Origin of the sequence: Aeromonas sp. Y318-3 (assembly GCF_027706185.1) — a bacterium.
Taxonomy (GTDB): Bacteria; Pseudomonadota; Gammaproteobacteria; order Enterobacterales; family Aeromonadaceae; genus Aeromonas; species Aeromonas veronii.
Genome location: NZ_JAPDCN010000020.1, coordinates 65,513 through 82,949, shown reverse-complemented (window position 1 = coordinate 82,949; position 17,437 = coordinate 65,513). Strand labels below are relative to the sequence as shown.

General features: G+C 47.2%; 15 protein-coding genes. 8 read left to right on the top strand and 7 right to left on the bottom strand.

Annotation, left to right across the window (positions count from 1 at the left end):
- Positions 1-41: 41 nt before the first annotated feature.
- The 5 genes from OKB77_RS21105 to OKB77_RS21085 are packed head-to-tail and all read left to right on the top strand — an operon-like array spanning position 42 to position 8,490.
- Positions 42-674: an N-6 DNA methylase gene (locus tag OKB77_RS21105; RefSeq protein ID WP_270818458.1), complete on the top strand. Its 633-nt coding sequence runs from the start codon at positions 42-44 to the stop codon at positions 672-674.
- Positions 675-1,883: a restriction endonuclease subunit S gene (locus tag OKB77_RS21100; protein WP_270818457.1), complete on the top strand. Its 1,209-nt coding sequence runs from the start codon at positions 675-677 to the stop codon at positions 1,881-1,883.
- The gene (locus OKB77_RS21095) at positions 1,883-4,945 is read left to right on the top strand and encodes a type I restriction endonuclease subunit R (RefSeq protein WP_270818456.1); all 3,063 of its coding nucleotides are present in this window, start codon (positions 1,883-1,885) and stop codon (positions 4,943-4,945) included. The genes OKB77_RS21100 and OKB77_RS21095 overlap by 1 nt, the downstream gene beginning before the upstream one ends.
- Positions 4,946-4,986: 41 nt before the next feature.
- Entirely contained in the window at positions 4,987-7,395 is a 2,409-nt protein-coding gene (locus OKB77_RS21090; protein ID WP_270818455.1) for an AAA family ATPase, read from the top strand.
- A 60-nt stretch (positions 7,396-7,455) separates the two neighbouring features.
- Positions 7,456-8,490, top strand: coding sequence for a virulence RhuM family protein (locus OKB77_RS21085; RefSeq protein ID WP_265845203.1), 1,035 nt, complete (start codon positions 7,456-7,458; stop codon positions 8,488-8,490).
- A gap of 57 nt (positions 8,491-8,547) precedes the next feature.
- Here OKB77_RS21085 and mobI read toward each other — a convergent pair whose 3' ends face one another.
- Positions 8,548-9,141, bottom strand: a complete 594-nt coding sequence (mobI, locus tag OKB77_RS21080) for a conjugative transfer protein MobI(A/C) (RefSeq protein WP_270818454.1) — start codon at positions 9,139-9,141, stop codon at positions 8,548-8,550.
- 503 nt (positions 9,142-9,644) lie between these two features.
- Here mobI and OKB77_RS21075 point away from each other — a divergent pair.
- The 3 genes from OKB77_RS21075 to OKB77_RS21065 are packed head-to-tail and all read left to right on the top strand — an operon-like array spanning position 9,645 to position 11,955.
- The gene (locus tag OKB77_RS21075; protein ID WP_270818453.1) at positions 9,645-9,872 is read left to right on the top strand and encodes a helix-turn-helix transcriptional regulator; all 228 of its coding nucleotides are present in this window, start codon (positions 9,645-9,647) and stop codon (positions 9,870-9,872) included.
- Positions 9,873-9,880: 8 nt separating this feature from the next.
- Positions 9,881-11,551 (top strand): DUF927 domain-containing protein, encoded by a 1,671-nt coding sequence (locus OKB77_RS21070; protein WP_270818452.1) that lies wholly within the window; start codon positions 9,881-9,883, stop codon positions 11,549-11,551.
- A 59-nt stretch (positions 11,552-11,610) separates the two neighbouring features.
- On the top strand, positions 11,611-11,955 hold the full coding sequence (locus OKB77_RS21065; protein WP_270818451.1) for a helix-turn-helix transcriptional regulator: 345 nt from the start codon (positions 11,611-11,613) through the stop codon (positions 11,953-11,955).
- 215 nt (positions 11,956-12,170) lie between these two features.
- Here OKB77_RS21065 and OKB77_RS21060 read toward each other — a convergent pair whose 3' ends face one another.
- The 6 genes from OKB77_RS21060 to rpmH all read right to left on the bottom strand — a co-directional run bounded on the left by OKB77_RS21060 (position 12,171) and on the right by rpmH (position 17,324).
- The gene (locus OKB77_RS21060) at positions 12,171-13,340 is read right to left on the bottom strand and encodes a site-specific integrase (protein WP_270818450.1); all 1,170 of its coding nucleotides are present in this window, start codon (positions 13,338-13,340) and stop codon (positions 12,171-12,173) included.
- A gap of 163 nt (positions 13,341-13,503) precedes the next feature.
- Positions 13,504-14,865: a tRNA uridine-5-carboxymethylaminomethyl(34) synthesis GTPase MnmE gene (gene mnmE, locus OKB77_RS21055; RefSeq protein WP_064339080.1), complete on the bottom strand. Its 1,362-nt coding sequence runs from the start codon at positions 14,863-14,865 to the stop codon at positions 13,504-13,506.
- 98 nt (positions 14,866-14,963) lie between these two features.
- A complete protein-coding gene (gene yidC / locus OKB77_RS21050; RefSeq protein WP_005355794.1) occupies positions 14,964-16,610 on the bottom strand; it encodes a membrane protein insertase YidC in 1,647 nt (548 codons plus the stop codon).
- Positions 16,611-16,615: 5 nt separating this feature from the next.
- The gene (gene yidD / locus OKB77_RS21045; protein WP_010672280.1) at positions 16,616-16,864 is read right to left on the bottom strand and encodes a membrane protein insertion efficiency factor YidD; all 249 of its coding nucleotides are present in this window, start codon (positions 16,862-16,864) and stop codon (positions 16,616-16,618) included.
- The gene (gene rnpA / locus OKB77_RS21040) at positions 16,831-17,190 is read right to left on the bottom strand and encodes a ribonuclease P protein component (protein ID WP_005339313.1); all 360 of its coding nucleotides are present in this window, start codon (positions 17,188-17,190) and stop codon (positions 16,831-16,833) included. Before rnpA ends, yidD begins: the two co-directional genes overlap by 34 nt.
- Positions 17,190-17,324, bottom strand: a complete 135-nt coding sequence (gene rpmH / locus OKB77_RS21035) for a 50S ribosomal protein L34 (protein WP_005307156.1) — start codon at positions 17,322-17,324, stop codon at positions 17,190-17,192. The genes rnpA and rpmH overlap by 1 nt, the downstream gene beginning before the upstream one ends.
- Positions 17,325-17,437 lie beyond the last annotated feature (113 nt).

Here is a 17,437-nt window from a genome sequence, read left to right as displayed (position 1 = left end):
TGATGATTTTCGAATGGAGATGTTTTTTGGCGTGACGACAGATGCGAATTGCTCGCAAAAAGTATAATCCCGCCCTGCCACCGCAAGGCTGCGCCGATTATGCGTTTTATACTCATATTATTAAAAGCCTAAAACCGGATACAGGTCGCGCCGCTATGCTCTGGCCTCACGGTGTTTTGTTCCGTGATTTCGAGCAAAGCATTCGCAAACAAGTGATTGAGTCCGACATTATCGAAGCGGTGATTGGCCTTGGACCAAACCTGTTTTATAACTCGCCGATGGAATCCTGCGTGGTGGTGCTCAACTGCAATAAGCCCGCTGAGTGCAAAAACAAGGTGTTGTTTATTAATGGCGTGGAACATGTTACCCGCGAGCGCGCTCACAGCCGATTATCGGATGAGGACTTATCCGTGCTCTGCGAGGCTTACTTCACGCCAGAAAAGCAGAGCGACATTACTGCGTTGGTGGATGTTGAGATCATCAAAGAAAACCTCTACAACCTGTCGATTCCGCTTTATGTGCAGGCACAAAATAATGGTGAGGTGCACGATATGGAACATGCCATCGAAGCATGGAAAGTTAGCCGGGTGCAATTAAAAAAGCAGACCAATAAATTATTTAAAAGTCTTGCTGAGCTGGGGTTTGAGGCTGAAGTTAGCAAGGTGGAGCAGTAAATGACAGAACAACAATTACCCGAAGGCTGGCAAATAGTGAAGTTTGGCGATATAGCCAAACATATTTCCAAGCGTGTCGAGCCCAGTGAAACTGACCTTGAAATCTATGTCGGGCTGGAACATTTGGACCCAGACAGCTTGAAAATTAAACGTCACGGTGTGCCCAGTGACGTAGAAGGCCAAAAACTTTTGGTGAAGAAAGGGCAAATCATTTTTGGCAAGCGTCGTGCCTATCAGCGCAAAGTCGCAGTGGCAGACTGGGATTGTATTTGTTCGGCACATGCCATGGTGCTTGAAGCGAACCCTAAACATGTCATACCTGAGTTTTTGCCATTTTTTATGCAGTCCGATGTTTTTATGAATCGGGCAGTGGCTATTTCAGAGGGCTCACTATCTCCTACGATCAAATGGAAGGTTTTAGCTGAACAAAAATTTTTATTCCCGAACTTAGAGCAGCAGCCAAGACTGTTAACGTTATTAAAAAGAGCGGAAAGAGCACTGAGATCATCAGAATCTATAGTCAAACAACTTTTAGAAACCAAGACAGCTACAGCATACTCCCTAATGCTTGAAGGAAATTGGTACAGAGAATTATTTGGTCAAGATCGGGCTTCTATACCTGAAGGATGGAAGTTGTTAACTGTGGGCGATGTTCTCAATGATACTCAATATGGGCTGTCGGACTCTCTGGAGGCTCATGGTAGTTACCCAGTACTTAGAATGATGAATATTACTAATGGTTACGTAGACCCTAACGATTTGAAGTATCTCGACTGGCCCAAGGAAGAGGCAGACAAGTATATTCTAAATTATGGCGATATTGTCTTTAATAGAACTAACAGTATGGAATGGGTAGGAAGGACAGGAATATTTGAACTGGATGGAGACTATCTGTTTGCTTCATATTTAATCCGTTTGGTGGCAAATGAAAAGAAGCTTACTCCTTATTATTTAACTCAGTACTTAAACCTTCCCTTAATTCAATACCGGCTAAAGGCTTATGCTACACCTGGTGTTAGCCAAGTAAATATCAACCCAGGCAGTTTAAAAAGTTTGCCTATATTGGTCCCGCCATTAAAGAGGGTGAAAGAAATTGAGAAAGTGCTTCGCGAGTTTGACAATGAGTTGAATGTAGCCAAGAAACATCATCAGAGAATGCTTCAGTTCATGGAAAGTATCAAATCAAAATATTTTGAACAGGTAGCTTAATGTTTAACGAACAAACCGTCACAGAAAATGGAATTATCGACCGTTTAAAGGGGTTAAGCGGTGTAAATTGGACTTACAGCCACGGTGAGAGCCTGCCTAAGCAAGCGCAGGATATCTTCGTCGATGAGTGGCTCAAAGACGCCTTGTGTTCGTTAAACCCTGATATCGCCAAGCAACCGGATTACGCCGATGAAGTGATTTACAAACTGCGTGGTGTGGTGTTGGAAGCGCGCCATACCGGCCTGGTAAAAGCCAATGAGAATTTTCATGAATGGTTAATGGCCGAAAAAACCTTACCCTTTGGTGAGAATGGCGACCATATCACCATTAACCTGATTGATTTTGACAATATCAGCAACAACCGCTTTGTGGTGTCACAACAGGTGCACTATATCGCGGCCACCGAAGTCTATTTTGATATTGTGCTCTATGTAAACGGTATTCCCTTGGTAGTGGGCGAAGTGAAAACCGCTACCCGCCCGAGTGTAACCTGGCAAGACGGCGCCGCCGATTTTATGGGCGGCAAAAAGCACTACTGGAAGAACGTTGAACCCTACTTTGTGCCCAACCTGCTCTGTTTTGCCAGTGAAGGCAAAACCTTTGCTTATGGCGCCATCAATGCCCGGGTAAAAGATTGGGGCCCTTGGCACAATACCGACCTGCGCGATGACATTTTGCCCGGACTGGCATCGGTGCTGGATAGCTGCGAGGGCTTGTTAAACCCGCAAACCCTATTGCAGTTGCTTGAATCGTTCGCGCTGTTTTCAACGGTTAAAACCGGTAAGAACACGCCACCCAAGCGCATTAAAATTCTGCCGCGTTACCCGCAGTTTGAAGCGGCCAAACAAATTGTAGAGCGTGTGCGCAAAGGCTATCCGAAAAAAGGCCTGATCTGGCACTTCCAAGGCTCGGGGAAGTCGTTATTGATGCTCTACGCTGCCAAAATGCTGCGTGGTGACAATCAACTTAAAAACCCTACTGTACTGATTGTGGTAGACCGCCGCGACCTGGACAACCAGATCAACGAGACATTTGGCGGTGCGGACGTTAAAAACCTTATCAAGGTACAAAGCTGTAAAAAGCTTGGCCAACATATTGAACAAGACAGCCGCGGCATTTTAATTACCACAATATTTAAGTTTAAAGATGTCGAAATAGACGATGGTAATCCCAACGGCCTTAACAACCGCGACAACATCATTGTGCTGGTAGATGAAGCCCACCGTACGCAAGAAGGGGGGTTGGGCGAGAAAATGCGCTGGGCGCTCCCTAATGCACACTTCTATGGATTAACCGGTACACCGATTTCGGGCATTGACCGCAACACCTTCAAGCTATTTGGCGCAGAGGAAGATCCCGGTCGCTATATGAATCGCTATAGCTATAAACAATCAATTCGCGATGGTGCCACCAACCCAGTGAAGTTTGAGCCACGTTTGGCTGAGTTACGAGTAGACCGCGAGTCCATCAACCAAGAATTTGAGCAGCTCGCCAAAGACAATAATCTCGACGACGAAGAAAAGACTGCACTATCAAAACGCGCAGGCAAGTTAGCTATTATGCTCAAGGCACCTAAACGCATGGCTGCGGTAAGTCATGATATAGCCGAGCACTTTGCTAACCACGTTAAACCCAAAAAGATGAAAGGCATGGTGGTGGTGTACGACCGTGATACCTGCGTGCAGATGTACTACTTGCTGGGTGAAAAGCTCGGTTTTGATGCTGTTGAAGTGGTGATGAATGTCGACCAGGCACCAGTAAAAGCCGAACAAGGTGGTAAAAAAGACAAGCTAAATAAAGACTGGCTCAGATGGCATGACGATTTAGCATTACCAATTAAACAAACGGATTTTGAACGCTGGCAACAGATTGATGCTGAAGACCAAATTCAGAAAGACTTAATCGAAGGCTTTAAAGACCCTAAACACCCATTACAACTGATCATCGTGACAGCTAAGCTACTCACCGGATTTGACGCACCAATCTGCTACTGCATGTACCTTGATAAACCGCTGCGCGATCACACACTGTTGCAAGCCATGTGCCGCACCAACCGTTTGTACGAGACTGACGAAGTGCGCAAAGATATGGGACTGATCATCGACTATCTCGGCGTATTTGAAAATCTACGTACAGCACTGGCCTACAACCCGGAAGAGATTGATGGTGTAATAGAAGGCATAGAGGCCTTTAAAGAATTATTACCCGCCCAGTTAGATAAGTGTTTGTCCTTCTTCCCCAATGTGGACCGCACCTTAGAAGGCTTCGAAGGCATCATGGCGGCGCAAGAGTGCCTGCCGACCAATGAAAAGCGCGATGAATTTGCCGCGAGCTTTGGCGTACTAGCCAAGCTTTGGTCGGCCATTAACCCAGACACCTTCTTAGCCCCGTATCGCAAAGACTATAAATGGCTGGCACAGATTTATGAATCCGTGCGCCCAGTCGGCCAAACTGGTGCTTTAGTGTGGGCTGCCCTTGGCCCTGAAACCATCAAGATGATCCACGAGCATACCGATATCAACCGCATCCGCGATGATATCGACGAGCTAATCATGGATGAGCACTCACTTTTTACTCTCACGGAAAAAGAACAAGAGAAGCGAGCTAAACGTCTTGAAATCGATTTGATGGGGCGCTTACGTGGTAGTGGTGATCCTAAGTTTATCAAATTGGGTGAGCGTCTCGAAAAACTTCGAGACGAATATGAGGCCGGAGTAATCAAAGCCATCGAGTGGTTAAAAGGCCTGTTAGATGCAGCCAAAGACACAGTCCAAGCCGAGCGCGAAGCCGGTGAACACATAGTGACTGAAGAAGACAATAAACAAGCTCTGACCAAACTCTTTTTAGAAACCCGACCAGAAACGACCCCTAAGCTTATTGGCGATGTGGTTGAGCAAATAGACAAAATCGTCAATGCCACCCGTTTCGATGGTTGGCAAAACTCTAATAGTGGACCTAGAGAGATCCAAAAAGCACTGCTGCTGACATTGGCTCAGTTTGGCTTGGGCAAAGATAAGGAGCTGTTTCAAAAGGCTTATGGGTATATAGAAGAGCATTATTGATGACAGTTTGCACCGAGTGAAAAACGACAAGGAGAGTTACGATGCTAAAGAGAATTCAGCACATTAAAAAGCTTGGTGTGTTCGATGATTTTAGTTGGGATAGTGAAGTTAAAAACAAGGGAGGCTCCGTTCAAAACTTTGTTGATATCAACATCATCTATGGGCGCAATTATTCCGGTAAGACTACACTGTCGCGTATTATTCGTGCTCTAGAGACTCGCTCTTTATCAGATAAATATGGCACGCCTTCGTTTCAACTAAAATTTGCTGACAACTCAGATGTAACTCTCGCGGCCTTATCTACCCACGACAAGAACATTCGCGTTTTCAATGAAGACTTTATTAGAGATAACCTTAGGTTTATCACTAATCCTGATGACAGCATTGAGCCATTTGCCATTTTAGGTGATGACAATAATAAGATCGAAAAAGAGATTGAAGCTCTTGAGGCTGAACTCGGTTCTAGTATGGAAGGGCAAGAAACCGGTTTTTTTTCCGACAAAAAGCAGGCTGAAGTTGCATATAGCAATGCCTTTACCGCTCATAAGAAATTGAACGATAGCCTAGAAAAACAACTGAGCGATAAAGCAACCAATAAAGACATTGGCATTAAATATAAGTCTGAACGTTTTGGTGACCAAAATTACACTATTAAAAAATTACAAGCCGATATCACGACAGTAAGCGCTCCAGGTTTTCAGCTGTTAACATCAGAGCAAGTAAGCGAGCATGAAAAGCTGATTGATGAAAAGGTTTTGCCTGCTATACCGAATTTTTCGCCGCCTAAGCTAAGTTTTTTGAGCTTGGCACAACAAGTTGAAGCTCTGGTAACTAAGCCGATCAGTGAGTCTGACAAAATTCAGGCGTTAGTCAAAGATGCAGTGCTTAACCGCTGGGTCAATGAAGGTCGTATTCACCATCGAAACAAGCATGAAAAGTGTGCATTTTGCGACAATGAAATTTCGGCTGAGCGATGGGCTGAGCTTGATAAGCACTTTGATGAAGAATCTGAGCGATTAGAAAATTCTATTGATGCGTTGCTTGCTAAGATAGAAACCGAGAACCAAACAGTTCATGCTGCACTCACCATTGATCAATCTGCTTTTTATTCCAAGTTTCACTCACAACTAACTGCTTTGGATTCAAGATTAAAAGCTGCAACCAAAGACTATCAGCTTGCTTTAGGTAAACTAGCCAAGCAACTGACGGCAAGAAAAATTGACATTCTAAACGCTAAAAAATATGAAGGTGCCGCTAATTGCGCCGAAGCACTAACGAAAATCTGGCAGGAATATAGTGAACTGTGCGCGCAATCAGAGTTATTTAGCAGCTCATTAGCCAGCGAAAAAAACAACGCCAAAGCCGACTTGCGACTGAATGAAGTCGCTGATTATTTGCTTACGATTGATTACCAAACACAGCTCAATTCAATTGAAACCTTACAGCAAAAAAGAGACGAGGCTCAACAAGCGCAGGCGACTATCAATGCGAATATTACAAAAAAACAAGCACAAATTATGGCTAAGAAACGTGAATTGAATGACGAAGAAAAGGGGGCTAAAAAGGTAAATGAGTACCTGAATAATTTTTTCGGTCATCAATTTTTAACGTTGGAGGCAAAAAAAGATGAAGAGCCAACGCAAGACGCAAAACGTATTCGGTTTGAAGTGATCCGTGACGGTAAGAAAGCTTATCACCTAAGCGAGGGTGAGTGCAGCTTGCTAGCATTCTGCTACTTTTTGGCCAAGTTGGATGATGTCGCAACCAAAGACTCAAAACCCATTATTTGGATTGATGATCCTATCTCGTCGCTCGATGGTAATCATATTTTCTTTATTTATAGCTTGTTGAATGCGGAAGTGGTAGAGAAGGGGAAGTTTGCACAACTTTTTGTTTCAACACACAACCTTGATTTCTTGAAGTATCTGAGAATGCTGAATGGAAAGTATATCGACCCAGCAGGAGCTGGAAAGTTGAAAAGCTACCAGAAAGATTTCTTTGTTGTGATTAGGCAAGGTAAATTTTCTACAATTCAGTCTATGCCTGATTACCTAAAAAAATACATCACAGAGTTCAATTATCTTTTCCATCAAATATATAAGTGCGCCAATGTCGAAAGTGTTGATGATGCAAACTTCAACTCGTTTTATAATTTTGCGAATAATGCGCGAAAATTTTTCGAGATTTATCTTTACTATAAATATCCTGATCAAACATCTGATGAAGATAAGCTAAAGCTGTTTTTTGGGGATGAAAAAATCCCAGCGGTGTTAGTCGATAGAATCAATAACGAATTTTCACATTTAAAGGGATGCTTCGAAAGTGGCTCGATACCTATAGATGTACCAGAAATGCAAACTGCCGCCAGACAAATAATTGAACGACTCAAACAAGATAATGACCAATTTTCTTCATTAATGAGAAGTGTTGGTGAGTTCGTCGAGGTATAAACAGCTTGATTTTGAATAGTGATAAAACAGCAATTACCAGTAGTGTACGAGGCTGAACGTATGACAGATAACATCCCCCAAGCCCCTCAAGGCGAGTTTGTTCTTTTTACCAGTGCTGATGGTCAAACTCGCGTCGAATGCCGATTTGAATCTGAAACGTTGTGGCTTTCTCAGGCTGCAATGGCTGAGCTTTATGACAAGGATGTCCGTACAATTAATGAGCACCTAATCAATATCTACAACGAGGGTGAGCTTGTACAAATCGCAACCATCCGGAAATTCCGGATAGTTCGATTGGAGGGTACTCGCCAAGTATCTCGTGAGATTGACCACTACAATCTTGATGCAATTCTGTCTGTTGGTTACAGGGTTCGTTCGCAACGAGGTACACAGTTCCGCCAATGGGCAACGCGAATCCTGAAAGAATATCTGATCAAGGGATTTACCATGGATGACGAGCGCCTCAAAAATCCGCCCGTTGGTCATTCTGCTGTGCCAGACTACTTTGATGAAATGCTGGAACGCATTCGTGATATCCGCGCCAGTGAGCGTCGCGTTTATCTTCGAGTTAAAGAAATCTTTACCATGGCTGCCGATTACGAGCCATCGAACCAAGAGACCAACCGCTTCTTCCAAATAATCCAGAACAAGCTGCATTATGCTTGTACACATATGACTGCTGCTGAGCTGATTGCTAGCCGTGTGGATGCTAGTAAGCCTGATATGGGGCTAACAAGCTATAAAGGCGATGAAGTGCGTAAAACCGATGTCACTATCGCCAAAAACTATCTGCGCGAAGACGAAATCAAAGAACTCAATCGGATCGTCAATATGTGGCTCGACTTTGCCGAAGATCAAGCGATACGCCGCAAGCAGGTATTCCTACAGGACTGGGCTGATAAGCTTGACCAGTTTTTAAGTTTTAATGATCGGGACGTATTAAGTGGAGCAGGGAAAATATCCAAGAAAGATGCTAATGACAAAGCGAAATTGGAGTTTGACCGATTTGCAAAACAGCGCCGTCGTTTAAAAGAAGCTGAAGGCGCACGGGCTAATATTGCAGCACTCAAGGCTATGCTCAAAAAAAATAAATAGTCGCTACAGTACAGCCCTGAGCTCGAAGGATAATTTGGCTGTACTGTAAGATCATAACTATAAAGGATTATCTATCTTAAAATCGTCGATTTCTCCGGCCATCTTGTAAAGGTTGTCATGGTTCCAACGGCACAGTTGTCTAATCCGTATCAGATTAGCATTAGCTCTACGGATGATGGCAAAAGCGTCCTCAACAACCTCAATCACAGGTTTTTCCCAATCTTGCGCTAGCGAAAAGGTTGATCGTAGATAGCGATGTTGGTCGCCACGAGACAAGTAATGGCTGATGACGTTATAGCCCTCAGTTCCCTTTTTGCGCGTGAATTCGTTATAGAACCAATACATTTCAAATTTTCGATCGCGAAGTCGCACTCTACAGCCGTAATGTCCGGGGTAGCCTGGCGTATTTTTCCCGCGGTGAGCCTTGTTGTGCTGCCAATACAATTCAGCAACCTGGCGAGCTATGTAGTAATAGCGCAATTGTTCTAGCTCGGTAGACTTGTGTATGTAATTTAGATACTGCTGCGATGTAGAGCGGGTGAAAAGTATTGCCTCGTCGTGATCTATCTTCTTGTCATCGCTTGAAACAAAAGCATTCCAAGCAGCAATTTGTTTTTCCAAAGTCGTAAATGGATTCGAAGTGTCAGTCATAGAATGATCCTCTGTGTCGTGAATACAGAGTCAGTCTATTATCGAGTGACCTAATTCATCGCCTCTCTTCGAGCCTTTTTTGGGCACTCAGGTCTTTTGTTGTAACGATATTGGTTAATAGACCCGACCAATTCCTTTCCAATAATTATCTGATGGGGGACCTAGGCAGGTTGATTCCATGCAAGCTTTATCGTCAATAAAAGACCTGAGCTAAACGATTCCATTTTTAATGGGGGACCTAGCTTTAAGTGATGTAAATCGCTAGGTCTCTAAATTTTCACATGTGAAAGTTTTTCTCTGGGTATTAACAGATGCACAAATTGATACGGTAGTGTTGGGAAACTCATTGGTGGCTAGGCTTTTCGTACTCACAAGGCTGTGTTTTAAGGTGAAATTAAATAAATTTCATTAAATATCAGTTGGTTGTGTTTTTTTTGCTGAAATATCCCAAAAAGGGCAATTACAGAGGCCGGCTTAATAACTGATTTGTAGGATGATGCTGCATGAAGATTCAATACTTTTCAGGAGGCATCGTGAACCAAGTTCCTTCCACTACTAACGAAAGATTACTCACATACCAAGAGGTGTGTGCTCTCACCCAAATATCACCGGCGACACTGCGGCGTTATGTTCAAAGTGGCAAATTCCCATCACCAATCAAACTCAATGCCCATGGCCGCTCAGTTCGCTTTCGATATAGTGAGGTGTTGGCTTGGATGCAATGTTTGTAGGTGTCGTTATGCAGTTTGAACTACGTGACACAGGCTTATTTCATCTTCGAGCTAATGAGATGCGGAAACTATCTGATCCTATCCGTGTTCTTTCAAGAGTACGCAGCGATGACCGAGTCCGGAGTAATGGTGTGCTGTGCGAGTGGCTAAATTTGGATGGTTGTTCCATCCAAGAGGTATTTTTGATGAAGATATTGAATGGTAGCCAGTCCATGTTAATTCGAGAGCGGTTATTAGACAGTGGTTTTTGGATAGAGCCGGGTATCGATACGTGGAAACTGATCCAACAATATTTAGTTCAAGAATCGCGAAAAGCGAGTACTGCAACCTTAGTGGAAAGGACGGGTTGGTATCGTGAGGTATTTGTCACGCCAAGTTGGATTTCTGGTAGGTGTGATGAGCCATATCAATATCTGTCTCCACGTATTACACCAAATTTTCAGCAGCAGGGATCTTTGGAGGATTGGCAACAAGAAGTAGGGCGTTTTTGTCGTGGCAACCCATATTTAATTTTCTCCATTGGTTGTGCCCTTGCCGCACCACTGTTAAAACCCGCTGGTTTGGAGAATGGCGGTATTCATATTGTTTCTAATTCTGCTGATGGTAAAACCGCAACTATCCAAGTGTGTGCAAGTGTCTGTGGTGCTCCTGACTTCATGAAAAGTTGGATTGGCACTGCCAATGGAATTGCTGCTGTAGCGAGTGAACATAACGATCTAGTTTTACCGCTTGATGAAATTGGCATGGCCAAAGCTGAAGACATTGATACCTGTTTGTATCAGATTTTTAATGGCGCAGGAAAATTGCGGGCAGATAAAACCGGCAAGCTTGCTGAATCTGAGCATTGGCGTGTGCTGGTATTAAGTACCGGTGAAAAGTGGCTCGCTGAGATATTTGAAAGTTTGGGGCGTAGTCCGATGGCGGGGCAAGAAGTTCGTTTGATTGAACTTCCGGTAATTGGCCTGCATGGGGTCCTAAATGATCTTCACAGCTTTTCCACACCCCAAAAGGCCATTGATCATCTGAAGTCTGCAAGTGCGAGAACGTACGGATCATTGCTAAGATCATTCATGGAATTGATCACTACTGATGTGGAGGATCTTAATCAATACGTGCCGAAGGAATTGCAACGCATTGTCGATAGCTGGCTGCTGCCGAATTCATCCTCACAGGTGCAGCGAGTCACTCGACGTTTTGCTGTGATTTTAGTGGCCTTACAGCTCGCTTCACGTAACTTTTTGGTTAATTGGAGTGAGTTAGAATCCGAACAAGCGGTGTACAGCTTGTATCGGATTTGGTTGGGAAGCCGCGGTCATTTAATGAATCTTGAGGAGTATCGCTTACTGCAAAAGATTGGCGGTGTTCTCGCTAAGTGGGAGAAACGACTTGCTAAAGAAGGCGATGTATCTCGACCAACAAGCATTGGGTATCGACGGTTTATCGATGGTGAGGAACTTTGGCTCATACACAAAGATGAATTTTTGAAAGGTTTAAATTTGCCAACTCATTATATGCGTGATGTTGAGCTGCTCTTCCGTCGTCAATGTCTTGAAAGTAATGAACGCAGCCGTGGTACCTATAAGCTAAAGATGAACGGTCGCTACTATCGTTTTTTTGCCCTTTGGCCTGACAGGGTGAGGCAAGCAATGTTGAAGATGGAGCAAGTCGATGATGAATAATTCAAATATCCCATTTTCCCATATTTCCCTGTTCGGTTTTGGGTCAAAGGAGTATCCAGATGACTGAAAAAGAGATGCTTCAGCGCATGCTGATTGATATGTCATTGCTTAAAAAACTGATTACCGAACATGTCAAAAACGAGCAACGTCCTGACACAACAAAGGAAATCCTCACCGTTGAAGAATGTACTGAGCTAACGGGGCTAAAGAAAAGCACTTTGTACCGGTTGACCCATGAACGCAAGATCCCATTTTTCAAACCTAATGGTAATCGGGTTTTCTTCAGGCGAGCTGATATCTTGGCTTGGTTGCAGAGTAATCGTGTGGCTTCTTCTGATGAGATTGATAGGACCGCAGCAGATCATCTAGTTGCTAACCGAAAATTGTATGGCCGTAGATACTAGGTCTTAATGTGTGTGAGAATATGCTTTTAAAAACAAAGTATTAGCTAGTTAGCATACAGTCAACATGTCTATTAAACATACTCCAACAGGTGTTGTACACCTCGGAAAATCACATGTGATAAGAATGGTAGTAAAAGCTAACGATCTTATGTGGTGGATGAAGGGCACTGTCGAGGTGCCCTTTTCTTGGTAAAGATGTAGTCGTAATAATGTTCTTAGTCAGATGACTCATCGAAGATATCTGGAAAGGTTCGCATGGCCTCTGTGCGGCGGGTTTCCAAAATATCTGCGTAGATTTCTGTCGTTCTGAGCTCGCTGTGACCAAGCAATCTGGAAAGGGAGTAGATGTCCAGGCCACGGGCCAGTTGGTTTACAGCAAAGGTGTGTCGACCAGCATGAAAGGTCACGTGTTTGGTTATCCCAGCACGCATTGCCCACTGTACTAGCGCTACGTTGTTGTAACTATCGTAACGTAAGCCCTTAAAAACCCGTTCTGTAGGTTTTCCTTTGTTCTCCAAGTTGAGTAGGCGTACAGCAGAATCCGGTAAGTCGAGATATTGCAGGCCAGTACCCGAGTTTTTGAGCTTTTTTTGGGAAAAGATGATTCGGTAGTGGCCTTGAGCAAACAGTTCAATTTCACCCCACACTAGTTTATGAATGTCTGACCAGCGTAGTCCTGTCGTGCAGGAGAACAGAAATGCTCTCCGTAGCACATCGTAACGGCATTCTGCCTTGGCAAGGGCCTTTACCTCATCCAGGGTGAGATAAGTGCGCTGTGTCCTTTCTGCTTTGATAGATTTGACTTGTTCAACGGGGTTATCTTTGATGATGCGGTCTCGTTGCGCTTGGTTGAGCGCTGCCCGGATTTTATTGAAGTAGCTACAGGCGGTATTTCTGGAGAGGCCGGTATCTGATTTGGTTATTGCCTCATGCTGTAGGTAATGGCGGAACCCTTCCAAAAAGTATCTATCTACCTGTTCAAAAGTGAGTTCTGCATGGCGGTGATAACGGCGGATATGGATGCCCGCAGAAACCCAAATTGAGTAGTTGGATTTGCTACCAGATGCTTTACTCGCTGTAATTTGATCGAAGTAGTCAAAGAAGCTGGCATTAAGTTTGGTTCGGTCATCTAGGCCATGTTTGGCAGATTCTGTTTCCAGTAGGCGCTTGGCACGAATGGCTTCGGCTTTTTGCAATGAGGTTTTGTTGTGCTCGCGTTCAATTGCGTTTTTGGGCTTGGCGTAGAGGAATAGGTTTAACGTCTCGTATGAGCGCTTCTGAACTCTTGAGCCGTTTTCCGAGGTCTTGGAACCATAGTAGTAAACAAGCCTAATAGATCGCAGGCCATTCTTATCTGGATCTCTTTTATGTATGCTGATTTTCATAGGTTTTTCTCATCTTGTGCGCCATATGTGCGCCAGAATTTATCTGTGGCGCACACATGGCGCAAGAATCGACAAAACCCTTCAAATCGCTTCCCACCAAGTAAAACAAAATCATTTTAAAATCATAATGTTGTTTTGATTTGGTTTGATGCGTTTTACTCTTTTACTTCCCGATGCAGAAGCTGGAGAAGATGCGGCCCAGCAGATCGTCGGAGCTGAATTCGCCGGTGATCTCGGAGAGGGACTCCTGCGCGAGGCGCAGCTCTTCGGCCACCAGCTCGCCGGCCACGAACACTTCCAGCTGCTCTTTGGCCACCTGCAGCCGCTCGGCAGCACGCTCCAGCGCATCCAGATGGCGGCGGCGGGCCATAAAGCCCCCTTCGGTGTTGCCCTGGAAGCCCATGCACTGTTTAAGGTGCTCGCGCAGGGCGGGCAGCCCCAGCTCGGTTTTGGCGGAGATGCGGTAGACGGCGTGGCCCAGCTCCTGACTCGGAGCCAGATCCTCGCCGGTCAGATCGGCCTTGTTGCGAATGACGGTGAGGCCGATGTTTTTTGGCAACCGATCAACAAATTCCGGCCAGATCTCCCGCGGGTCAACCGCGTCTGTGGTTGTGCCATCCACCATAAACAGCACCCGGTCGGCCTGTTCGATCTCGGCCCAGGCGCGTTCGATACCGATCTGCTCCACCTTGTCCTGGGTGTCGCGCAGACCGGCGGTGTCGATGATGTGCAGCGGCATGCCATCGAGATGGATATGCTCGCGCAGCACATCGCGGGTGGTACCGGCAATCTCGGTGACGATGGCTGACTCGCGGCCCGCCAGGGCATTTAGCAGGCTCGATTTGCCGGCGTTGGGACGACCGGCGATCACCACCTTCATCCCTTCCCGCAGCAGAGCGCCCTGTTTGGCTTCCCCGCGCACGTCGTCCAGCTCGGACATGATGGCGTAGAGGTCGCCCGCCACCTTGCCGTCGGAGAGGAAGTCGATCTCCTCGTCCGGGAAGTCTATGGCCGCTTCCACATAGATGCGCAGCCGGATCAGGCTCTCCACCAGTTGCTGGATTTTGCTGGAGAACTGCCCCTGCAGGGAGTGCATGGCGCTGCGGGCGGCCTGTTCGCTGGAGGCTTCAATAAGGTCAGCGATAGCTTCGGCCTGGGCCAGATCCAGCTTGTCGTTGATGAAGGCGCGCTCGCTGAACTCGCCGGGGCGGGCAGGACGAATGCCGTCGATTTTCAGAATGCGGCGGATCAGCATGTCCATGATGACGGGGCCGCCGTGGCCCTGCAGCTCCAGCACATCCTCGCCGGTGAAGCTGTTGGGAGCTTTGAACAGCAGGGCGATGCCCTGATCCAGTACCTGGCCTTGCTCATCCTTGAACGGCAGATATTCGGCGTAGCGCACCCGCGGGAGCTTGCCGAGCACTATCCCGGCGACCTGTTCGGCGGCGGGGCCGGAGACCCGGACTATGCCGACGCCACCACGGCCTGGCGCGGTGGCCTGGGCCACGATCGTATCTGTTGTCATCTTGCTTGGCTCGTTTGTTCGCTGATAGGAAAACGTAGTGGGGACATTGTAATAAAAAAGGCGGCCCGAAGGCCGCCTCTTTTGTCATCACGGGAAGATTAGCTGCGTGAATGCAGTCCTTTCTTCTCCAGCTGACGATAGATGATGGTCTGCTGGATGATGGAGATGACGTTGCTCACCAGCCAGTAGAGAGTCAGGCCAGCCGGGAACCAGAGGAACATGAAAGTGAAGATGATCGGCATGAACTGCATCACTTTCTGCTGCATCGGGTCGGTTACGGTGGTCGGGCTCATCTTCTGCAGATACCACATGGAGGCACCCATGAGGATTGGCAGCACGAAGAAGGGGTCCTTCACTGACAGGTCAGTGATCCACAGGGCAAACGGCGCGTGACGCAGTTCGACGGACTCCATCAGTGCCCAGTAAAGGGCGATGAAGATCGGCATCTGAACCAGGATCGGCAGGCAGCCACCCAGCGGGTTGACCTTCTCCTTCTTGTACAGCTCCATCATGCCCTGAGACATCTTCTGGCGGTCATCGCCGAAGCGCTCGCGCAGGGCCGCAATCTTGGGTTGCAGCATGCGCATCTTGGCCATGGAGGTGTACTGGGCCTTGGTCAGCGGGAACATGATGCCGCGCACCAGCAGGGTCAGCATGATGATGGCCAGACCCCAGTTCTGGACGAAACCGTGGAACACGGTCAGCAGCCAGTGCAGCGGTTGGGCGATGAACCACAGCCAGCCGTAGTCGACGGTCAGGTCGAGGTGGTTAGCCACCTTGGCCATCTGGTCTTGCAGCTTGGGACCGACCCACAGCTTGCTGGTTACTTCAGCCTGTTGGCCGGCAGCCACGTCAACCAGCGGCGCCTTGTAACCGATGATGGCCTGGCCTTTACCAGGGATCACACGGCTGTAGAAGCTGTTGGTATCGTCGGCATTTGGTGCCCAGGCAGAGACGAAGTAGTGTTGCAGCATGGCGACCCAACCACCCTTGGTGGTCTTGTTCAGGTCGGCATCCTTCATCTCGTCGAAGGTGTACTTCTTGTAGCGGGTATCTTCAGTGGAGAAGGCACCACCACGGTAAGCGCTGGCTACCATGGCATGACCTTCCTGATCCTTCGGTGTGGCTACGGTCTGCTTCAGCTGACCATAGAACTGCACCTGAACCGGCTCGGCAGATTTGTTGTCGATCTTGTAATCAACGCCAACGGCATAGTCGCCACGCTTGAGGATGAACTCCTTGGTGAAGACCACGCCCTTGCTGTCGGTCCAGGTCATCGGAACGACGACTTGATCCTGACCATCGGCCAGCTGATAGCTGGTCTGGGCGGCTTCATAGGTAGGACGACCTTCGGCCTGACTGTCCGGACCGTTGCGACCCACCAGACCGCTCTGGGCGATATAGAGGTGCTCAGGCTTGCTGGTCAGCAGCACGAACGGTTGGTCCTTGCCCTCTTCCAGTTTGTGAGACAGCAGTTCGGCAGACACGACGTCACCACCCTGGGTATCCAGGGTCAGCTTGAGCACGTCAGAGGAGACGGTGATCAGCTTGCGTGCGGCAGTCGCGTTGGCTTGCTCGGAAACCTGAGGAATATCACCGGTCTGACCGGCTTCAGGTACGAAATGTTCGGTTTGGGCCACGGTAGTCGGGGCCGGCTTCGGAGCCTTGTCGGACTCCCACTGTTGCCAGAGCAGAAAGCTCACGAACAGCAAACCGATCAGGAGTAGATTGCGTTGTGATTCCATAGTCTTCAGTTTCTTCGCTTTGGTTGCGGAACCGGGTCATAACCACCCTCGGATAAGGGATGGCATTTTAATAGACGTTTGCTAGCTAACCAAACGCCTTTTATGAAACCGTGAAGTCGGATGGCTTCTATCGCAAATTGGGAACAAGTTGGAGTAAAACGGCAGCGCGGCCCGAGCAGAGGGCTAATGATTAGCTGATACAGGCGTATCAGTTTGATAGCTACCCATTGCAACGGCGTGACAGAGTGCGCCATAGCTTTTCCAGTAACTTGAACAGTTCCTCGTTATCCATCTCTTTCACACCGGCTTTGGCGATCACCACGATGTCGATAGCGGGCAGCTGATGTTGTTTGAGGCGGAAACTTTCCCGGACCACCCGTTTGACACGGTTACGCCAGACGGCACGCTTGAGTGCTTTTTTGGGCACAGCGAGACCAAGACGAGAGTGTTCGAGTGAATTGGGGCAGGCGAGAAGCGTAATTTGCGGGGAAGCAGCCCGGACAGGCTCGGCGAAAACGCGTTTGAAGTGTTCGGGAGTTAACAGACGTAACTCCCGAGAGAAGGTGTGCTGGGTAGGCATTAGACTACCAGGCGGGCACGACCCTTGGCACGACGAGCGGCCAGAACTTTACGACCGTTGGCAGTTGCCATGCGGGCGCGGAAACCGTGAGAGCGCTTGCGCTTCAGGTTGGACGGTTGAAAAGTACGTTTCATGATTCGATTCCGTATTTCTGTACAGTTTTGATTGTCACACTTAGCCGACGCGCCAGCTATAGCGTGTGACGACTAGCAAAAGAGGCCGAATTCTAAACAGAGTTCGGCTTTTA